24 protein-coding genes and 1 pseudogene are annotated in these 16,808 nt (G+C 61.4%); 10 read left to right on the top strand and 15 right to left on the bottom strand.

Annotated elements, in window-relative coordinates; genetic code table 11:
• Nucleotides 1–61: 61 nt before the first annotated feature.
• Nucleotides 62–238 (top strand): DUF1674 domain-containing protein, encoded by a 177-nt coding sequence (locus tag HGI47_RS00210; RefSeq protein ID WP_168850774.1) that lies wholly within the window; start codon nt 62–64, stop codon nt 236–238.
• On the opposite strand, the gene HGI47_RS00215 is transcribed toward HGI47_RS00210, so the two are convergent.
• From HGI47_RS00215 to dksA, 4 genes are all read right to left on the bottom strand, one after another.
• Nucleotides 235–660, bottom strand: coding sequence for a DUF4112 domain-containing protein (locus HGI47_RS00215; protein WP_168850775.1), 426 nt, complete (start codon nt 658–660; stop codon nt 235–237). The genes HGI47_RS00210 and HGI47_RS00215 overlap by 4 nt on opposite strands.
• Before the next feature lie 5 nt (nt 661–665).
• Entirely contained in the window at nt 666–2,147 is a 1,482-nt protein-coding gene (locus tag HGI47_RS00220) for an ABC transporter substrate-binding protein (RefSeq protein ID WP_168850776.1), read from the bottom strand.
• A gap of 57 nt (nt 2,148–2,204) precedes the next feature.
• Nucleotides 2,205–2,564, bottom strand: a complete 360-nt coding sequence (locus HGI47_RS00225) for a PilZ domain-containing protein (protein WP_370521577.1) — start codon at nt 2,562–2,564, stop codon at nt 2,205–2,207.
• Between the two features lie 178 nt (nt 2,565–2,742).
• Complete coding sequence (dksA, locus tag HGI47_RS00230; RefSeq protein ID WP_168850778.1) at nt 2,743–3,201, bottom strand: RNA polymerase-binding protein DksA; 459 nt, start codon at nt 3,199–3,201, stop codon at nt 2,743–2,745.
• A gap of 318 nt (nt 3,202–3,519) precedes the next feature.
• Between dksA and HGI47_RS00235 the strand changes: the two genes are divergently transcribed.
• Complete coding sequence (locus HGI47_RS00235) at nt 3,520–3,864, top strand: sel1 repeat family protein (protein WP_168850779.1); 345 nt, start codon at nt 3,520–3,522, stop codon at nt 3,862–3,864.
• Between the two features lie 360 nt (nt 3,865–4,224).
• Here HGI47_RS00235 and HGI47_RS00240 read toward each other — a convergent pair whose 3' ends face one another.
• The 6 genes from HGI47_RS00240 to HGI47_RS00265 form a co-directional block, all read right to left on the bottom strand.
• Nucleotides 4,225–4,983, bottom strand: coding sequence for a TonB family protein (locus HGI47_RS00240; RefSeq protein WP_168850780.1), 759 nt, complete (start codon nt 4,981–4,983; stop codon nt 4,225–4,227).
• A gap of 242 nt (nt 4,984–5,225) precedes the next feature.
• On the bottom strand, nt 5,226–6,356 hold the full coding sequence (locus HGI47_RS00245) for a GNAT family N-acetyltransferase (protein WP_168850781.1): 1,131 nt from the start codon (nt 6,354–6,356) through the stop codon (nt 5,226–5,228).
• A gap of 7 nt (nt 6,357–6,363) precedes the next feature.
• Complete coding sequence (locus HGI47_RS00250; protein ID WP_240949896.1) at nt 6,364–7,131, bottom strand: glycerophosphodiester phosphodiesterase family protein; 768 nt, start codon at nt 7,129–7,131, stop codon at nt 6,364–6,366.
• Nucleotides 7,112–7,579 (bottom strand): RidA family protein, encoded by a 468-nt coding sequence (locus HGI47_RS00255; RefSeq protein WP_370521578.1) that lies wholly within the window; start codon nt 7,577–7,579, stop codon nt 7,112–7,114. Before HGI47_RS00255 ends, HGI47_RS00250 begins: the two co-directional genes overlap by 20 nt.
• On the bottom strand, nt 7,576–8,205 hold the full coding sequence (locus tag HGI47_RS00260) for an HAD family hydrolase (protein WP_168850784.1): 630 nt from the start codon (nt 8,203–8,205) through the stop codon (nt 7,576–7,578). The genes HGI47_RS00255 and HGI47_RS00260 overlap by 4 nt, the downstream gene beginning before the upstream one ends.
• Nucleotides 8,202–8,441: a DUF3572 family protein gene (locus HGI47_RS00265; protein ID WP_370521579.1), complete on the bottom strand. Its 240-nt coding sequence runs from the start codon at nt 8,439–8,441 to the stop codon at nt 8,202–8,204. Before HGI47_RS00265 ends, HGI47_RS00260 begins: the two co-directional genes overlap by 4 nt.
• A gap of 102 nt (nt 8,442–8,543) precedes the next feature.
• On the opposite strand from HGI47_RS00265, the gene HGI47_RS00270 reads away from it, so the two are divergent.
• Nucleotides 8,544–8,906 carry a response regulator gene (locus HGI47_RS00270; protein WP_168850786.1) on the top strand — a complete coding sequence of 121 codons (363 nt, stop codon included), beginning with the start codon at nt 8,544–8,546 and terminating at the stop codon, nt 8,904–8,906.
• A gap of 49 nt (nt 8,907–8,955) precedes the next feature.
• Here HGI47_RS00270 and HGI47_RS00275 read toward each other — a convergent pair whose 3' ends face one another.
• Nucleotides 8,956–9,543 carry a Pycsar system effector family protein gene (locus HGI47_RS00275; protein ID WP_240949897.1) on the bottom strand — a complete coding sequence of 196 codons (588 nt, stop codon included), beginning with the start codon at nt 9,541–9,543 and terminating at the stop codon, nt 8,956–8,958.
• Nucleotides 9,544–9,691: 148 nt separating this feature from the next.
• Here HGI47_RS00275 and HGI47_RS00280 point away from each other — a divergent pair, with 148 nt between their 5' ends.
• From HGI47_RS00280 to HGI47_RS00290, 3 genes are read left to right on the top strand one after another with little or no spacing between them, the layout of a single operon-like run.
• Nucleotides 9,692–9,931, top strand: coding sequence for an acyl carrier protein (locus tag HGI47_RS00280; protein WP_168850787.1), 240 nt, complete (start codon nt 9,692–9,694; stop codon nt 9,929–9,931).
• Between the two features lie 4 nt (nt 9,932–9,935).
• Complete coding sequence (locus tag HGI47_RS00285; protein WP_168850788.1) at nt 9,936–11,135, top strand: aminotransferase class I/II-fold pyridoxal phosphate-dependent enzyme; 1,200 nt, start codon at nt 9,936–9,938, stop codon at nt 11,133–11,135.
• Nucleotides 11,135–11,917: a GDSL-type esterase/lipase family protein gene (locus tag HGI47_RS00290; RefSeq protein WP_168850789.1), complete on the top strand. Its 783-nt coding sequence runs from the start codon at nt 11,135–11,137 to the stop codon at nt 11,915–11,917. Before HGI47_RS00285 ends, HGI47_RS00290 begins: the two co-directional genes overlap by 1 nt.
• Nucleotides 11,918–11,919: 2 nt before the next feature.
• On the opposite strand, the gene HGI47_RS00295 is transcribed toward HGI47_RS00290, so the two are convergent.
• The 4 genes from HGI47_RS00295 to HGI47_RS00310 are packed head-to-tail and all read right to left on the bottom strand — an operon-like array spanning nt 11,920 to nt 13,966.
• A complete protein-coding gene (locus HGI47_RS00295; RefSeq protein WP_206065901.1) occupies nt 11,920–12,087 on the bottom strand; it encodes a hypothetical protein in 168 nt (55 codons plus the stop codon).
• Entirely contained in the window at nt 12,087–12,635 is a 549-nt protein-coding gene (locus HGI47_RS00300; protein ID WP_168850791.1) for a pseudouridine synthase, read from the bottom strand. Before HGI47_RS00300 ends, HGI47_RS00295 begins: the two co-directional genes overlap by 1 nt.
• Nucleotides 12,636–12,645: 10 nt before the next feature.
• Nucleotides 12,646–13,266 carry a glutathione S-transferase family protein gene (locus HGI47_RS00305; RefSeq protein ID WP_168850792.1) on the bottom strand — a complete coding sequence of 207 codons (621 nt, stop codon included), beginning with the start codon at nt 13,264–13,266 and terminating at the stop codon, nt 12,646–12,648.
• 55 nt (nt 13,267–13,321) lie between these two features.
• Nucleotides 13,322–13,966: a YqaA family protein gene (locus HGI47_RS00310; protein WP_168850793.1), complete on the bottom strand. Its 645-nt coding sequence runs from the start codon at nt 13,964–13,966 to the stop codon at nt 13,322–13,324.
• 220 nt (nt 13,967–14,186) lie between these two features.
• Here HGI47_RS00310 and HGI47_RS00315 point away from each other — a divergent pair, with 220 nt between their 5' ends.
• The 4 genes and pseudogenes from HGI47_RS00315 (at nt 14,187) to HGI47_RS00330 (ending at nt 16,792) form a co-directional block, all read left to right on the top strand.
• A complete protein-coding gene (locus HGI47_RS00315; RefSeq protein WP_168850794.1) occupies nt 14,187–14,669 on the top strand; it encodes a hypothetical protein in 483 nt (160 codons plus the stop codon).
• Between the two features lie 52 nt (nt 14,670–14,721).
• Nucleotides 14,722–15,114 (top strand): annotated as a pseudogene (locus HGI47_RS00320) (terminase large subunit domain-containing protein); the annotation flags it as partial.
• A gap of 1 nt (nt 15,115) precedes the next feature.
• Complete coding sequence (locus tag HGI47_RS00325) at nt 15,116–15,517, top strand: DUF2793 domain-containing protein (RefSeq protein WP_370521609.1); 402 nt, start codon at nt 15,116–15,118, stop codon at nt 15,515–15,517.
• Between the two features lie 189 nt (nt 15,518–15,706).
• Nucleotides 15,707–16,792, top strand: coding sequence for an OmpA family protein (locus HGI47_RS00330; protein WP_168850796.1), 1,086 nt, complete (start codon nt 15,707–15,709; stop codon nt 16,790–16,792).
• Nucleotides 16,793–16,808: the final 16 nt, after the last annotated feature.

The raw sequence follows: 16,808 nt of genomic DNA on the forward strand, positions 1-16,808 counted from the left end.
TCGGCGCTTGTGCCCCAATATGCAATTGCAAGTGCGCGCGCGAAGGCCCATCTGAAGGCGCATGGACAAGCCAATCCCTCGCGCGACCAAGCGCCCGGCGGACTTCACCCCGCCCGCGCACTGGACCAATGACCCGGTTCCCGCACCCAAAGCCATCGAGCGTGGCGACGACCCCGATGGCCTTGATCCCACCCGCTTTGGCGATTGGGAGAAGAACGGGATTGCTATCGACTTCTAACCCTCGATCACCCGCGCCTGCGGGTGGTGCTTGTCGAGATGCTTGCGCAGAATCTTCAGGTTGCGCGAATTCGAGCGGAAGAACAGATCGAAGGCATCGCCCACCAGCGGCACCGCGCCGATAGCCGTATCCACCGCCACGTTTGCCCCCATGCGCCACAGCTTCCATTTGGGCAGGCCAAGGTTGCGCGCTTCCCAAACGATATAAGCACCCATCGCGGCGGTCAGCACATCGCCCAGCACTGGCACCAGACCGGCGATGGCATCAAGGCCCACATCACGGCGCAGCACCGGGATGGTAAAGCTGCGCTCCAGAACACGCTCCAGCATTTCCACACGCTGGCGAACCGAGGCGGGATCGTTGCCTAGGCCGGGGATTTCAGCCTGAAGGCGCTGGGGGCGAATGGCGGAGGGCTTGTCCATCGACCCTATCTGGGAAGCCATGCCATCGGCGGCAAGGGATGCCAGCCCCACGGGTTCTGTGCAAAGCCGGTGGTGCCGCTGCGCAACAAGGACCAGCGCAAGGGCCGTGCGATCGGGATAAAACCATTGGCGGCGGTAATCTCTGCCTCCGCCTCGGCCAGCAGAGCCGCGCGCGCAGCAGGATCGAGCGCACGGCGCGCTTCGGCGACGCGTTCGTCCCCGGCGGGGCTGCACACCGCCTTTTGCACCGTGCACGAAAGCTGGTTGAGGAACCACGTGGCCCGGCCATAGCGCGCGGCCACATCGACCAGCCGCAGATCGCCCCGGTCATTTTCAGGAATGCGGCGCACCGCGATGCCGATCCGCGCAAAATCGCGGCGCAAGGCATCGAACACCAGTGTGGAGCCAGCACCATCGGGCATGGAAATGTTCATGGTAGGCAGCGCGCGGCCCGCATCCCTCCACGCCTTGACCCGTGCCTCTGCCTGAATATGCCGCTCCTCAAGGCTCATGCCCTGCCAGCGCTCGCCAATCGTGCCCAGATCGTCCTCGGCATCGGGGGAAACGATCCGCGTGGTCGGCAACCAGCCGCCGATGTTGAAGCTGCCAAGCAGCGTATCGCGATCAATCGCCATCGCCAGCGCCTCGCGATTGGCGGCAGCGCCAAGGAAGCCTTCGGTGCGCGTCACGACAAGGCCGAACAGCCCGGTCACAGGATCAAGCTGCACATTGCCGCGCGTCAGCCCGATCCGCCCGGCCAGAGGCACCGTATCGATCCTGCCGCCCAGCACGACATCAACGTCGCCCGCATCGAACTGCGCCACGGCACGCGCCGCCTTGGCAAAGGTGAGCGAAACCGCACGGGCGCGGCTGGCAAATCCGGCTTGCTGTGGAAGTCCCCGCTTTTCCGGCGGGATCAGCGTGAACACCTGCGCCCCTGCATCACCTGCGGCAAAAGCCATCGGACCGGTGCCCACCGCCTGCCCTTTACCGTTCTGCCAGTTCAGCGCCAGTTCGGGTTGCGCCAGCAGGATCAGCAATTCAGGCACCGGGGCGGCCAGATCGATCTCGATCACGCGGTCCGCCATCACCCGCACTTCATCAATCGCCGCCAGATCAAGGCCCAGCGCCGTGCCTTTCAGCCCGGTGATCGCCTTGCGCAACAGCGTGGCCGCGGCATCTGCACTGATTCGCTTGCCATCGGGCCAGGTGCCATCGCGCAGGCGGAAGATGTAGCTTTGGCCATTGTCGGTCACGATCCAGCGGTCGGCCAGCGACGGCACCACGCGGCCCCGCTCGTCAAAGCCGACCAGTCCTTCATAGGTTGCGGCGCGGACCAGTTGCGCCGACGGCGAAAGGCGTGTCCCCCGCTCTTTCAAAGCCGCCGCATCGCCAATCACGGCAACACCCAGCGTGCCGTCCTGCCCTTTTCCGCAGGACGCAAGCAGCAGCGAAATCAATGCAATTGAGGCGAGCCTACCAGCCATCGGCAGCAGACTAGGCGAGGGAAACCCGTGCGTCCACAACGCACCTGCCATCTGCGGTCAGATCTTGCGCACTGGTCCCAGCGGCTGGTTCAACAGCGGCGGCTTTACGAAACGCGGGGTTTGCGCCCCACTGCCAACCGGCGCACGCGCCAGTTTGGGATCGACTTCATCGTGAAAGGCGATGCCAAAGCGGTTGTCCTGAATCCAGGCCACCACGCCTTCGACCCAACCGATATTGCGCAAGTTCACCTCGATAGAGGTGCCGCGCTGCACTTTCACTGCGCCTTCGGCCATCATGCCGCCGGCCGAAAGATTGCGCACTTTCACGCGGTGTTCGGCGTCTGCCTCAGGCAGGCGCACTTCGGCCATGAGGAACAGGCTGTCTCGCCCAAGATGCCTATGGTCGATTTCAGTCACCAGAAGTCCCACCATTCCCGTGATTGCGTGCGCATCGGGCAATAATTAGACCCGATGCGGACTTATCCCATCAATTGCTGGCCAATCCCTAAACCAGCAAGGTAAACGTCGGGTTATCAGGCGGGAACGTTAACCGCATTCGGGCGGACAAAAAGCCCGCCCGGCCGCAGTAAACATTTCACATATCGCGGGAAATCTTTTCCCTGCGCTCATGCGCTTCCTGCGCTTCCACCGTCATCGTCGCGATGGGGCGCGCGATCAGGCGGCCAAGGCCGATAGGTTCGCCGGTCACTTCGCAGTAACCATATTCGCCCTCATCGATCCGGCGCATGGCAGAATCGATCTTGGCGATCAGCTTGCGCTGACGGTCACGGGTGCGCAGTTCGATGCCCCAGTCCGTCTCGCTCGATGCGCGATCGTTAAGATCGGGCTCGCGAATCGGGCCATCCTGCAGCGCCGAAAGCGTTCCGGCAGCGGCAGAGAGGATCGACTTCTTCCATTCAAGCAGCAGACGGCGGAAATAATCCTGCTGCGCTTCATTCATATAGGGTTCGTCATCGCCCGGAACGTAATCGCCCGGCATCGCACGGCGTGCCTTTGCCAGTACGTCAATCTCGTCACTCAAAACGCCAGCCATTCGGCCCTCCGCATTACAAGCTATCCGCCCCTCCCGGCCTGCATTCTCCCGTTTCCGGCGCGCAAGCTCTTGTGCTGGCGCGCCTATAGGATTGGCCTGTGACAGGCACAAGCAATTAGGCGGCTATCCTGCATTAAGGTGGCGTGAAGCGTGAGGGCGCGCACAGGTTTTTCCCAAACTGTTTCAACCGAAAACAGATCGATGTGTCAGGCCCACTTCGCCGTTAACCATTTATTGACCAAGATTGGTGACTTTCGGCCCATCGGAAGCACCCCCGGAAGGTTTGGGGACAGGCTTTCCTCAAGGGGGTAATGGTAAATGACACAGGCATGGATCAAGCTCGTCCCCGATGACGCAGCGCAAAGCGTAACCGCCCAATCGACCGAAGCGGGCGACTTGCTCGTGGCGACCTGTCTGGCCGCCGCCGCCAATGGCGATTGCAACGCGCTGTTCGATCTGGGCGTGGCCTATTCCACCGGCAGCCACGGCGTGGACTGCGATCTGATCGAAGCCCACAAATGGTTCAACCTCGCCGCCGTGGGCGGGCACGAAGAAGCCGCACACTGCCGGGCGGATGTCTCGGACGAAATGACCGCACGCGAGATTGCCGAAGCCCAGCGCCGTGCGCGTGAGTGGCTGCGCAGTGGCCGGGCGGCTGCTTGAATTAAAGATCAGTTTTTGCGGTTGCGGACGATGATGGCGTCAGCCGTCATTTCAACGTAGGCCGAAGCTGGTGCGGCGAATGCTTCAGCAAGAGTTTGCTTGAGGTGCTGCAGCACTGCGGATTCAGGCGGCGGCGACCAATCGGACTCCGTTGCGTGAGAGCGGGATGTCGTTAAGTGCTTCAGTTGCTGATCTCCGACTTGCATCAATCCGAGAATAATTAGCGAAAATCGTATTTCCGCCGATCGTATGTTGAACACTTAGAGCTGCCGCGCCGGTTACGAAGCGATTTTGGACATTCAAGCCAGCGTTAGCTTGCCGAAAATGTCAATCTGGCAGAGCGTATTTTGTCTGAGCGGTCTAAGGGGCCAATTTGCTGACTGGGATCGGTGCCGCCGGGTCAGCGAAAAAGAATGTCTCGATCTCCATGTGCGCTTTTAGGGCTTCTTCCCCGGGTAGTGGCTGATACCGCCAATTCATGGCGATGGCACAGGCGCGCTTGTCGAGCAGGTTGACACCCGAACTCCAGCGAACGATGCACCTTTTGACTGTTCCATCGGAAGTCACATCTAGATAGAGTCCCAGATTAACTCGCCGTCCCTTCGGCAACTCGCCGGTGTTTGTCCTGTTTACTCCCCGAGTCGCATCGGGGACACGACGAGCGAAGGGACTGCCATCGTCCCCATCGTCAAGAGTCCAGTTTAGAGAAACGCTGTACGGACCAACTGCTTGCGGGTTCGGATTTTTGAAGCGCATCCTAACCAAAGCGGCGCAAGAGGCGTCATCGAGTTTTGGAAAACCGCTCGACGTGACGATGGAGCAACGTTGAGGTTTGCCGGATGAGTCAATCCAAAACGCCACCCGGACAAACCCTTCTTCGTCAAGCCGACGCGACAAATCAGGATAATCGAGTCGGGCAGAAGTCGTGATTGGCGGCAAGGGGAAAAGAAAAGCCTCAGCGGACGAATCCGAGGGTGGTGTATCCGGAGTTGTGTGCGCACGCGACACAGTGATAGGCAAAGCCATGCCCACCAGCGTCAGCAATGACATGATTGTCATTGGCGTAACCGCTAACGCCGCTTTCCCAAACATCGTTTCCGATTCGCCTTGCCCAACCATCCCAGCTTGAAGCACAGAATTGTCGAGCGCAAGTCAGAAGCAAGAAGGAGAGGCCCGCCCCCCTTTGTACCGCCTCAGTTCACCTCACTCTATCCCAAAACTTGGCGTCACCTCGGGCTTGATCCGGGGGCTCGCTACCTTTGGCACGGCGGTGCGCCTTGATCTGGTCGTGCATGAGAAAGCGGGAATCCGGGGCAAGCCCGAGTAACGGGGTAGGAAGGTTGGCGCAGATGCAACACCCCTCACCCCTTCCTGAACGGCGTCCGCGTGCCCAGCACCAGTTGGTCCTGCGCCACGCCTGCGCGCTCCTGCCGCAAGAAATCGGCTACGGCACGGCGGAAGTTGGGGTCTGCGATGTAGTGCGCCGATAGGGTCTGCACCGGTTCATAACCCCGCGCCAGTTTGTGACCGCCCTGTGCGCCTGCCTCAACGCGGGAAAGGCCCAGCGCGATGGCGGCGTCTATCGCCTGATAATAGCACAGTTCGAAGTGGAGGAAGGGCTTCTCCACCAGCGCGCCCCAGTAGCGGCCATAGAGCGCATCGCGCCCGATGAAGTTCAAGGCGCCTGCCACCGGTTCATCATCGAGGAAGGCCATGACCAGCAGCACCTTGTCTGCCATCCGCTCCCCGATCAGGTCGAACGCTTCGCGCGTCAGATAGGGGCGGCCCCATTTGCGCGCGCCGGTGTCCTGATAGAACAGCCAGAAGGCGTCCCAGTGTTCAGGGCGAATCATGTCACCGGTCAACTGGCGGATGTCCACGCCGTCCTGCGCACGGGCGCGCTCTTTGCGCAGGTTCTTGCGTTTGTCGGAACTCAGAACCCCAAGGAAATCGGCAAAGCTGGCGTATCCGCGATTTTCCCAGTGGAACTGGATGTCGCTGCGGGGAAGCCAGCCAGCCGCTTCAAACAGTGGCATCTGTTCGGGCGCGATGAACGTGGCGTGGGCGGATGACAACCCGTTGTTATCGCACAATTGCTCTGCCGCGCGCAGCAATGGGGCGGCAAGGTCCGGGCGATCCCCCAGCAGCAGACGCGGGCCGGTAGCGGGGGTAAAGGGCGCGGCGATCTGCAGCTTGGGGTAATAGTCCCCACCGGCGCGGTGCCAAGCGTCCGCCCATGCGTGGTCGAACACATATTCGCCTTGGCTGTGCGTTTTAAGGTAAGCCGGGAGCGCTGCGGCGGGGCGGCCTCCTTCCCCCTCGATCACGATGGGCAGCGGCGACCAGCCGGAGCGGCCACCAACCGAGCCGGATTCCTCCAGCAACGTCAGGAAAGTGTGGGATACGAAGGGGTTGCCATCACCGGCCAGCCGGTCCCAATCCTCGGCGGCGATTTCCGATACAGCTTTGTGGATGCGCGCGGTGTAAGTCACGCAGGCTTTATGCCCCCACGCCAGCGCCTTCGGCAATAGGTCCATCGGCACAGTCTGCCGCGCGCGCGGCGTGCTCGGCGGAGCGCACCGTCCATGTCAGCACCGGAAAACCGCGCCAGCGCTGCGCCGCCACGAACTTGCTGGGCAAGTCGCGCACGTCCCACGCCAGAAACTGCGGGCGCGCCTGCCAGAAGGCCAGATGCAGCTCCACCGTAGCGGGCAGCGTGCGGCTGCCGTTCTCCGTCACCACAAGGCCGTGGACGATGTGCGGCGAATGGCGCGAGAACCAGCGACTGACGCGCGGATCGAAGCTCATCACCGCCACTTCGCCGCGATAGCCTTCGAGCGCGCGGCGCACGGCAAGGCACAGCGGGGCGGCACGGATTTCCTTCTTGGATTTCAATTCGATCAGCACCGGAACCTTGCCCGCCACCTGATCAAGAAACGCGCGCAAGGTGGGGATGCAATCGGTGCCGCCCGTCAGCGGGATCTTCGCCAGATCATCGGCCCGGCGATCGATCACCGCGCCCGTCTCGGCGGTCAGGCGATCAAGCTCCCAATCGTGGAACACCACCGCGTGTCCATCGACGGTGCGCTGCACATCGCATTCGATGCCCAAGCCGCGCTCGATGGCGAGCGCAAAAGCCTTGGGCGAGTTTTCAGGCGCGCCGGGACCATGCAGCCCGCGATGGGCATAAATGCGCCCCTTCAGCCAGCCGACCCGCGCCTCTTTCGGCGCGGGGGCAAGGAAGCGGTCAAGAAGGGCGAACGGCAAGGACAGCATCGACTTCCACCGCAGCGCCAAGCGGCAACACCGGCACACCCACCGCACTGCGCGCGTGCTTTCCGGCATCGCCAAAGGCGGCGACCATCAGTTCGGACGCGCCGTTGGCCACTTTGGGCTGATCGGTGAACGTGCCGTTCGAGGAGATGAACGCGCCCAGCTTCACCACGCGCTCTACCCGGTCGAGCGAGCCGAGCGCGGCCTTTACCTGCGCGAGGATCATCAGTCCGCAGGCCTGCGCGGCGGCGGTGCCCTGTTCGGTCGAAACGTCTTCGCCCAAGCGGCCGGTCACCAGTTTGCCATCGATGAACGGCAGTTGTCCCGATACGTGGAGCAGGCCGTTCACCTCGACCGTAGGAACATAGGCGGCCACGGGCGCGGCGGCCTGCGGCAGGGTGTGGCCGAGTTCCGCCAGCCGGGCTTCTACGCTGTCAGTCACGCATCTTCTCCATGAATTTGTTCGAGGATCCAGGGCAGCGCCGCTTCCCATTGATCGATCCGCGCATGGGCATGACCCGCCTGATGCGCGCAATCGATGTGCGGGGCAAGCAACGGTTCGCCGCAAAGGTGCAGACGGATCACGTCCGGCGTCAGTTGCGAAACCGAATCATGGTGCTGCGGCAGATCATCGATGAACAGCGCGCGCGACGGATTGTATTCATCCAGAATCGCCTTGAGCGCCGGGCCTTTCGGCCCCTGATTGGTAAAGACGCGCGCATTAATGCCCACATCGGCCAGTTGGCGCGCGCGCATATCGCGGCGGTGATCGTTGAGGTTGGTCAGGATCACCACATCTGCGTCTTCGGCAACCTTGTTGATCCCGGCAACTGCCCCTGCGATGGCCTGCTGACGATACATTTCCGTGTCGAAGAACTTGTTGAGCAAGCTCCAGATCTGCTCCGGCGCAACCAGGCTGCCATCCTTGGCATAACGCATCGCCTTGGAAAAATCGGCGCTGTCCATCTTGAACGACACGCCTTCCTTTTCCCCCAGCCAGTCACGGAACGGGGCGACCATGTGCAGCAGCACCTCGTCACAATCGCTGACGATCAGGGGGCGGCTCATGACAATTCCTTCTGGGCTGCGATCAGGGCTTCGGGCGAAATGTCGAGCGCGAAGGCCGCGTTGACAAGATCGGCTTCGTGATTGGCGAGAAATTCCAGAACTGCCGCCAGAATGGAAGAATCTCCAAGACCGGCTCGCAGTTCATCGGGTGTCAGTCCCGTAAGTCCAAGGAAGCGCTCGGCGCGATCACCATCGGACAGCACCCAGCCGAGCGCTTGCAGGGCAAGGGCTGCCACATCTGGCGTGGAGGAAGGCTCTCGGATGATTGTCAGGGCCTTTCGCGGGGCATAAGGGGCGTTTAGGTGCATCTAGGTGCAGTTCGGAAAACAGGCGTGTCAGTGGCAAAAAGAATTCTGGTTGTCGAGGACAACGACCTTAACCGCAAGCTGTTCTGCGACCTTTTGCGCGCCAAGGGATTCGAGGTGGAGCCCGTGGCAGACGGGCGCGAGGCGATAGAAAAGACGCGCCTGTTCATGCCGCACCTTGTCATCATGGACATTCAGTTGCCCGACGTTTCCGGCATGGACCTGATTGAACAATTGAAAGCGGACGAGGAACTTAAAGCCATACCGGTCCTCGCCGTCACCGCCTATGCCGGCAAGGGCGATGAAGAGGCGATCCGCGATGCGGGGGCAGAGGGTTATCTAGCAAAGCCGGTGTCGATCGGGCCGTTCATGGTGGCGGTGAACGCGCTGGTTTAGTGCACATGCCCTCCCCCGGCCCCTCACGCCTGCGGGAGGGGAGAAGCGTTCAGGAATACCGCACGACGTATTCGACCACAAAGGTGATCGAGGTGAGGCACAAGCCGACCATGAAACTGCGATAGGCGATTGAGAGATAACGGTATTTCTTGCGCTGCAAGACCTGCCCGTTCTGGTAGATATCGTGCAGCATGGTGCGGAAGATCGTTTCGTCGGCGCGCAGATCGTCAAGGATGGATTGGGTCCATTCCTCTTCGTCCATGTGCGTGAAATAGCCGAAGAAAAGCTTGTTCGGCTTGCCATCGTTCAGTTTCGCCGCCTTTGGCCCGCTGATTGATGGCAGTACAGTGAACACGGCACACATCGCTGAAACGAAAGCGAAAAGGGCCAGCACGCCAAGCGACCACGGCATTGCCCCGCTCTTTGCCTGTCCCACCGAAATGGTGAAGACCACGAAGGTCGCGCCCATCAGGATCGACGCTTTGGAATCGGCCATCTGGCTCAGCGAAAGGTTGATCTGCTGGCTGGTGCGGACGAGGTGGATGGCGTGGTTGGAAAAGCCGGACGGCGAAGGCATCGACGGCGCAGCTTTAGGCGGTTCGGGTGCCGGTTCAGGCTGCGTTACAGTCTCTGCCATGATTCCCCCACACGTACATTTCCGTCGAGTTTCGCGGATAACCGGGATGACACAAGGGGCGAGTGCTTGACAAGCGGCGGCAATGGCCGCTTTTCGGCCTCAATCGTCTGGCAGGGGCGCGTGTCTCTTGCCCATTGGAGAAGAATTGATGGATCGCGCCGCAACCGCTGAAAAGATTGCCGAACTGATCGAGCCTTTCAACAAGAAGGGCGTAGCGATCACCGAGGCGACGACATTTGCCGGTGACCTTGAATGGGACAGCCTGACCGTGATGGACTTTGTGGCGGCAATCGAGGACGATTTCGACATCATCATCAGCATGAACCAACAGGCCGAGATCGAGAACTACGGCCAATTGATCGATGCGGTGACGAAGCTTCAGGGATAAGCCGATGACGGATCTTTTCAACAAGTTCGACCCGTTGATCGAACAGCGCCGCGCACTGCTGGCGGGTGGGGTGGAAGACCCGTTCAATCTGGTGATGGAGCGGGTGATTTCGCCCACCGTGGCCGTGTGCAACGGGCGCGAGACGATCCTGCTGGGCACCTACAACTACATGGGCATGACCTTTGACCCCGACGTGATCGCGGCGGGCAAGGAGGCGCTGGACGACTACGGTTCGGGCACGACCGGCAGCCGCGTGCTGAACGGCACCTACGCCGGGCACAAGGCCTGCGAAGAGGCGCTGAAAGAGTTCTATGGAATGGACCACGCGATGGTCTTTTCCACCGGCTATCAGGCGAACCTTGGCATCATCAGCACGATGGCGGGCAAGGGCGATTACATCGTGCTCGACATCGACAGCCATGCTTCCATCTGGGACGGCTGCAAGATGGGCGACGCCGAAGTGGTGCCGTTCAAGCACAACGATATCGTGGCGATGGAAAAACGCCTGAAGCGCATTCCCGAAGGTGCGGGCAAGCTGGTGGTGCTGGAAGGCGTCTATTCGATGCTGGGCGACATCGCCCCGCTGAAGGAGATGATCCGCGTCGCCAAGGAAAACGGCGCGATGGTGCTGGTGGACGAGGCGCATTCGATGGGCTTCATCGGCCCCAACGGGCGCGGCGTGGCCGAGGATCAGGGCTGTCTTGAAGACGTGGATTTCGTGATCGGCACGTTCTCCAAATCGGTCGGCACGGTGGGCGGATTCTGCGTTTCGAACCATCCGAAGTTCGAGATTCTGCGACTGGTCTGCCGCCCCTATGTGTTCACCGCATCGCTTCCGCCGAGCGTTGTGCACACGGCCGCCACTTCGATCCGCAAGCTGATGCACGGCGCAAACAAGCGCGCGCATCTATGGGAAAATTCCAAAACGCTGCACAAGGGTCTTCGCGACAAGGGTTTCACTCTAGGCACCGACGAGCCGCAGAGCGCGATCATCGCGGTGATCATGCCCGATCTGGAACGCGGCGCGGCGATGTGGGAAGCGCTGCTCAAGGAAGGGCTTTACGTGAACCTTGCCCGCCCACCTGCAACGCCTGCGGGGATGACGCTGCTGCGCTGTTCGCTGTGCGCGGAGCATTCCGCAGATCAGGTGCAGACGATCATCGGCATGTTCGAACGCGCTGGAAAGGCCGTGGGGATCATCTGATGCGGTTTGCGTTGTGGGCTTTGATAGCGCTGGCGGCAACGCCGGTTCTGGCGCAGAATGCCCCGCCCACGGTGGTTACGCCACCGGGCGAAGGCATGATGGACAAGCCCTGCCCCGCAGACCAGCGCGGGCTGAACTTTGCTCATCCTTATGTCCGGCAATACGACTGGGCGTGGCAGTGTCGCTTTGCCGAGGCGGACAAGCAACTCGCGCAGCGCCCGCGCGTGGTGTTCATCGGGGATTCCATTACCGAAAACTGGGTGGGTCTTGCGCCTTCACTGTTCGTGAGCGGTGCGGTCGGTCGCGGGATCAGCGGGCAGACCAGCCCGCAGATTCTGGTGCGGTTCTATCAGGATGTGGTGCGGCTGAAACCCAAGGTCGTCCACATCATGATCGGCACCAACGATCTGGCCGGCAACACCGGGCCGAGCAGCCCGGAAATGTACACCAACCACGTGACTGCAATGGTCGATCTGGCGCAGGCCAACGGTATTGCCGTGGTGATCGGCAGCATCTTGCCCGCCGCGAAGTTTCCGTGGAAGCCCCAGCTTATGCCAGCAAAGCAGGTGGTGGCGCTGAATACGTGGCTAAAGGCTTTCGCCAAGACGCGCGGGGCGGCGTTTGCAGATTATCACGCAGCGCTGGTGAATGCCGAAGGCGGGATCAATCCCGATCTTGCGCCCGATGGGATTCATCCGAATGCCAAGGGTTATGCGGTGATGGAGCCGATTGCCAAGGCGGCGATTGCCGAGGCGGAGAAGCTGGGCGCGAAGAAGCGCTGAAGTCAGCCTTCAACCGGGCGCGCGCCGTAACAATAGTTTCCGCGCGTTTCCCAGCGCCCGCCTGCATCGAGACAAGCGTCACGATCAACAAAGGCCTTGGCGAGCCAGCCGACCGCAAACCCAGATGCGAGGAAAGCGGCGGCGAAGACCATTATTCGAAAGAAGTGCATTATAGCCCCGAAACTTCGCGCCATTCGCCAGGCGCGAGGCCTTCCAGCGACCAGTCTCCGATTTGCCAGCGGACGAGGCGTAGGGTGGGGTGGCCGACGGCGGCGGTCATGCGGCGGATCTGGCGGTTTCGGCCTTCGCGGATAGTGAGGCGCACCCAAGTGTCGGGGATGGATTTGCGGACGCGGATCGGGGGATCGCGGGGCCAAAGGGCAGGGTCTTCGATCAGGGCTGCTTCGGCGGGGAGCGTCAATCCGTCTTTCAGGCGGACGCCTTTGCGCAGGGCGTTTAGCGCAGCTTCGTCGGGGATGCCTTCGACTTGGGCAAGATAGGTTTTGGGCAGTTTGAAGCGTGGATCGGCAATGCGCGCTTGCAGACGGCCATCGTCAGTCAGCAGAAGCAGGCCTTCGCTATCGTGATCGAGGCGGCCTGCGGGATAGACGCCGGGGCGCTGGATATAGTCCGCTAGCGTGGGGCGCGGCGGACCGGTGCGTTCATCGGTGAACTGACACAGGACGCCGTAGGGTTTGTTGAAGGCGATAAGGGTCATTGAGGGCGGCTTAGAGCTTGGGCTGCTGCGCGGCAATCGCGCGTTGGAAAGCGGGGCGCTGTTTCAGGTGCGCAAAGTAGGCGCGCATTGGTTCGGACACGAATTCTTCGAGGCCGACCGAAAGCGCGAGCATTACCGCGTAGCCGACCGAAATGTCGGCCATCGTGAAGCGGTTGGCGGCGGCATAGTCTGCACCCATCAGCGTTTCGGCATTGCGCAGGCGCGAGCCGAACCATTCGGCGTAATCGCGCGCAATTTCGGGGCGGCGGTCTTCTGGCTTGGCGAAGACCTGATAGCGCAAGTGGATGGTCTGCGGGAAGGTGAGCGTAGCTTCGCCCATGACGAGGAAGTTGAGATAGGCGGCGTAATCGGGCTCTTGCGGGGCCACGGCAAGATCGGTGGGACCGTATCTGGTGGCGAGATAGTGCGGAATGGCGACGCTTTCGGTCAGCCGCGCATCGCCATCGAACAGGACCGGGATCGTGCCCAGCGGGTTGAGATCGTGCATCCCTTCGTGCCGTTTACGCGGGGGGAACGGCAGGACGTGGAGTTCATAGGGCAGGCCCATTTCCTCCAGCGCCCAGAGTGCGCGGAAAGAGCGGGCGTTGTGGCAGTGATAGAGCGTCAACATGAGCGCAAGGATGGCGCGACGGCGGTGGCCAAGGCAAGGGGATGATCTTGGCGGATTATCCTGCGGTAATCGCCGATGCCTGTTCGCACTTCGCCTTGGTTTCCGCCGTTTCACCACCACCGCCAAGCATGGTGACGGCAAGGAAGCCACCGACGACGAGCAGCACGAAGCCGACCGTGACGAGGCCCAGATACTTGTCGATGAAGCGCTTGATCGGGGCGCCGAACAGGCGGAACAGGACGCCGACGATCATGAAGCTGATCGAGCGCGAGACCACGCTCGACAGGATGAACGGGACGAGCGGCATCTGGATGAAGCCTGCGGTGATGGTCAGTAGCTTGAACGGGATGGGCGTGGCGCCCTTTAGCATGATGATCTCTGCCCCGTATTCGCGCAGGTAGCACGCGGCCTTGGGGAAGCTTTCCGACAGGCCCAGCGCGGCGAGGAGTTGGGTGCCGACGGTATCATATAGGCCATAACCGATGGCATAGCCGAGCATCCCGCCCACGACCGAGGCAACGGTGGCGATGGCAGCGAAGCGCACGGCTTTTTTGGGTTCGGCAAGGCACATCAGGCCGAGCAGCGGGTGCGGCGGGATGGGGAAGAAGCTGGCTTCCATGAACGCGAACAGCGCCAGCCACCATTCGGCATGGGGGTGCGCGGCCTTGGCCATTGTCCATTCGTAGAGACGGCGGAGCATCTTCGGTCCTGCGGTTGTTGCGGTGCAGCGTTTAGGGAAGACGCGCGCTTTCTGCCAGCGGAATTGCCGCGAACCTATTTGGCACTTTTTGGTTGACATCGTCACGCTCATTCGGTACATAACAGGAACATCGCAAAAGACCGAGTCGTTCCCAAGTGAAGGGAGGACGGGCCGCGAGACGCCTTTGACCATATCAATCTAGCACCGAGGATGGGCACGCATGGCCGGATCGACTCCGTCCAAGTCCGGCACGCGCCGGACGAGGATTTCTGCTGCGCACAAGACATCGGACAAGCCGAACAACCGCCATTGGAGAAAGCACTTTCTGGCCACGCTGGCCGAAACATCGAACGTGAGCGCGGCGGCGCGCAAGGCCAGGATCGATCCCAGCCACGCCTACAAGGTGAAGCGGACCGAGAACGAATTTGCCACGCAATGGCGCGAGGCGCTGTGCGAAGGGTACGACCTGCTGGAAATGGAAGTGCTGCACCGCTTGCGCTTTGGCGAACCGAAGGATGGGGACGCCAAGTTCGACAATGCCACCGCGCTGCGGCTGCTTTCGCAGCACCGCGAAACGGTCGCTAAGGAGCGGGCGATCCGCGACAACGCCGATGTGGAAGAGGTGCGCGCATCGCTGCACAAACGGTTGCTGGATATGCGCGACGAAGTGCTGGCCAGCCGCAAGGCCGCTTGTGGTGAGTGACGGCTTTCTGAACTGGCTGGCCGAGGCGAGCGACGAGCAGATTGCAGCGCTGATGAAGCGCATTCCCAAGAAGGAGATCGAAGAATGGCCCTATGACTGGAAAGTCTGGGGGCGGGAAAGCCAGCAGGCCCCAGTTGGAGACTGGCGGGTGTGGCTGGTCATGGCCGGGCGCGGGTTCGGCAAGACACGGCTGGGTGCCGAATGGGTGCGCAAGGTGGCCGAAAGCAACCCCGATGCGCGGATCGCGCTGGTGGGGGCTTCGCTGCACGAAGCGCGCAGCGTGATGGTGGAAGGCGAAAGCGGTCTTCTGTCCATTGGCGCACCGTGGCAGCGGCCCGTGTTCGAAAGTTCGGTGCGCCGTGTGGTGTGGCCAAACGGAGCGCAGGCTTTCCTGTATTCGGCAGCGGAGCCGGAGAGTTTGCGCGGGCCGCAGCATAGCCATGCTCGTGGGCCAATCGCAGAAGGAGGCGACCGTCAACGAAGCTCTTGTCGTTCTCGACATGCTTGTTGGCGGCGGCGTGGAAGGTGTGCGGAATTCACCACCATCATCTCCCGTAACGGGGCAGGTCTGGATTGTGGGAAATCTTCCGACAGGAGCTTTTTCAGGCCAAGCAAGCGCCTTGGCGAGCTGGTCAGACGGAGGCTGGCGCTTTGTCCTCCCTTCACGCGGTTTGCGCGTGCAGGATCTGGAAGCCGGAGCTATGCGCATTTTCGCGGACGACTGGCAGCTTGCCAACGCTCCTGCTGCACCGGCCGGCGGCGCAGTAATTGATGTCGAAGCGCGCGATGCAATTAGTGCAATTATAGCAGCGTTGAAGGTTGTCGGAATTTTTTCGACGCCCGTTTAGGAACCAAACAGGCATCCTTGCATTCCACCGGCACATGAGGGCGCAACCAGCCGAGCGTTGTATTGCACAATGGAGCAATTCCGTTGTTTTTGTGCAACAGTCGGTGTGTTTGTCCGCTTGCATGACCACTTTGGAACCGGTAGACAACCTGCACGACGTGGCATGATGTCGCTTAAAGGGGAAACGATAATGCGGAAAATGGTCCTAGGCGTAGCCTTGGCTTCTAGTGCCTTGGCATCGCCGGCATTCGCACGAGATGACTCGTGGTATGTCGAAGTCGATGCGGGTTCGATGATTCTCGAAGATATCGAAAACCTGCGTGGTTCGAACCAGCAGGGTGTGCTTAACACGCGCACCGGTTATGACTTCGGTGGTATCGTCGGTTATGACTTCGGCGGCTTCCGCCTTGAAAGCGAAGTCAGCTATCGTCGTGCTGAAGAAGATTCGTACGACACCGGCGCGTCGCGTGTCGTCCCTGAAGGCGCATTGGGCGGTGGCGCGGAAGCACTGAGCTTCATGGTCAATGGCCTTCTCGATTTCGGTCCCGATGATGGCCTTCAGGGCTTTGTCGGCGGCGGCGTTGGCGTAAGCCGCGCAAAGGTCGCTGTGATTTACAACGACACGCCCCGCAACATCGTCGATTCCGACACCGGCTTCGCATGGCAGGCTCTGGCCGGCATCCGCGCTCCGCTGAGCAAGAGCGTCGACGTTGGCCTGAAGTACCGCTTCTTCAACCAGAACCACATCGATCTGGTGACCAATGCCGGTGCCAATGCTCGTACCAAGCTGCGCTCGCACTCGCTGCTGGGCACGCTGACCTTCAACTTCGGCGGCGCTGAACCGGTTGAGGAAGCGGCTCCCCCGCCGCCCCCGCCGCCCCCGCCGCCCCCGCCGCCCCCCCCGCCCCCGCCGCCGGCTCCGGTCTGCAACAAGGGTCCGTACATTGTGTTCTTCGACTGGGATAAGTCGGACATCACGCCGGAGGCTGCTACCATCCTCGACAACGCGGTCACTGCCTATGGCAACTGCGCCAGTGTTCCGATCATGCTTGCCGGTTACGCTGACCGTTCGGGCACCGCGAAGTACAATCAGGGCCTTTCGGAGCGTCGTAACACGTCGGTCCGCTCGTACCTGAACTCGCACGGTATCCCGGATGGCTCGATCACGACCCAGGCGTTCGGTGAAAACAACCCGCGCGTTCCGACTGCCGATGGCGTTCGCGAACTTCAGAACCGTCGCGTGGAAATCACCTATGGTCCGGGTTCGGGCATGTAATTTTCGGTATTGCCGA

Source organism: Novosphingobium sp. ERN07 (genome assembly GCF_012641335.1).
Classification (GTDB): Bacteria; Pseudomonadota; Alphaproteobacteria; order Sphingomonadales; family Sphingomonadaceae; genus Novosphingobium.

Excerpts from the sequence above, each read along its gene's own strand:
- HGI47_RS00210 (WP_168850774.1), top strand. The coding sequence starts at position 62 with ATGGACAAGCCAATCCCTCGCGCGACCAAGCGCCCGGCGGACTTCACC.
- HGI47_RS00285 (WP_168850788.1), top strand. The coding sequence starts at position 9,936 with ATGACGGATCTTTTCAACAAGTTCGACCCGTTGATCGAACAGCGCCGC.
- HGI47_RS00275 (WP_240949897.1), bottom strand. The coding sequence starts at position 9,543 with ATGGCAGAGACTGTAACGCAGCCTGAACCGGCACCCGAACCGCCTAAA.
- HGI47_RS00305 (WP_168850792.1), bottom strand. The coding sequence starts at position 13,266 with ATGTTGACGCTCTATCACTGCCACAACGCCCGCTCTTTCCGCGCACTC.
- HGI47_RS00215 (WP_168850775.1), bottom strand. The coding sequence starts at position 660 with ATGGACAAGCCCTCCGCCATTCGCCCCCAGCGCCTTCAGGCTGAAATC.
- HGI47_RS00310 (WP_168850793.1), bottom strand. The coding sequence starts at position 13,966 with ATGCTCCGCCGTCTCTACGAATGGACAATGGCCAAGGCCGCGCACCCC.
- HGI47_RS00290 (WP_168850789.1), top strand. The coding sequence starts at position 11,135 with ATGCGGTTTGCGTTGTGGGCTTTGATAGCGCTGGCGGCAACGCCGGTT.
- HGI47_RS00330 (WP_168850796.1), top strand. The coding sequence starts at position 15,707 with ATGCGGAAAATGGTCCTAGGCGTAGCCTTGGCTTCTAGTGCCTTGGCA.
- HGI47_RS00295 (WP_206065901.1), bottom strand. The coding sequence starts at position 12,087 with ATGCACTTCTTTCGAATAATGGTCTTCGCCGCCGCTTTCCTCGCATCT.
- HGI47_RS00280 (WP_168850787.1), top strand. The coding sequence starts at position 9,692 with ATGGATCGCGCCGCAACCGCTGAAAAGATTGCCGAACTGATCGAGCCT.
- HGI47_RS00300 (WP_168850791.1), bottom strand. The coding sequence starts at position 12,635 with ATGACCCTTATCGCCTTCAACAAACCCTACGGCGTCCTGTGTCAGTTC.
- HGI47_RS00240 (WP_168850780.1), bottom strand. The coding sequence starts at position 4,983 with ATGGTTGGGCAAGGCGAATCGGAAACGATGTTTGGGAAAGCGGCGTTA.
- HGI47_RS00260 (WP_168850784.1), bottom strand. The coding sequence starts at position 8,205 with ATGAGCCGCCCCCTGATCGTCAGCGATTGTGACGAGGTGCTGCTGCAC.
- HGI47_RS00220 (WP_168850776.1), bottom strand. The coding sequence starts at position 2,147 with ATGGCTGGTAGGCTCGCCTCAATTGCATTGATTTCGCTGCTGCTTGCG.
- HGI47_RS00315 (WP_168850794.1), top strand. The coding sequence starts at position 14,187 with ATGGCCGGATCGACTCCGTCCAAGTCCGGCACGCGCCGGACGAGGATT.
- dksA (WP_168850778.1), bottom strand. The coding sequence starts at position 3,201 with ATGGCTGGCGTTTTGAGTGACGAGATTGACGTACTGGCAAAGGCACGC.
- HGI47_RS00235 (WP_168850779.1), top strand. The coding sequence starts at position 3,520 with ATGACACAGGCATGGATCAAGCTCGTCCCCGATGACGCAGCGCAAAGC.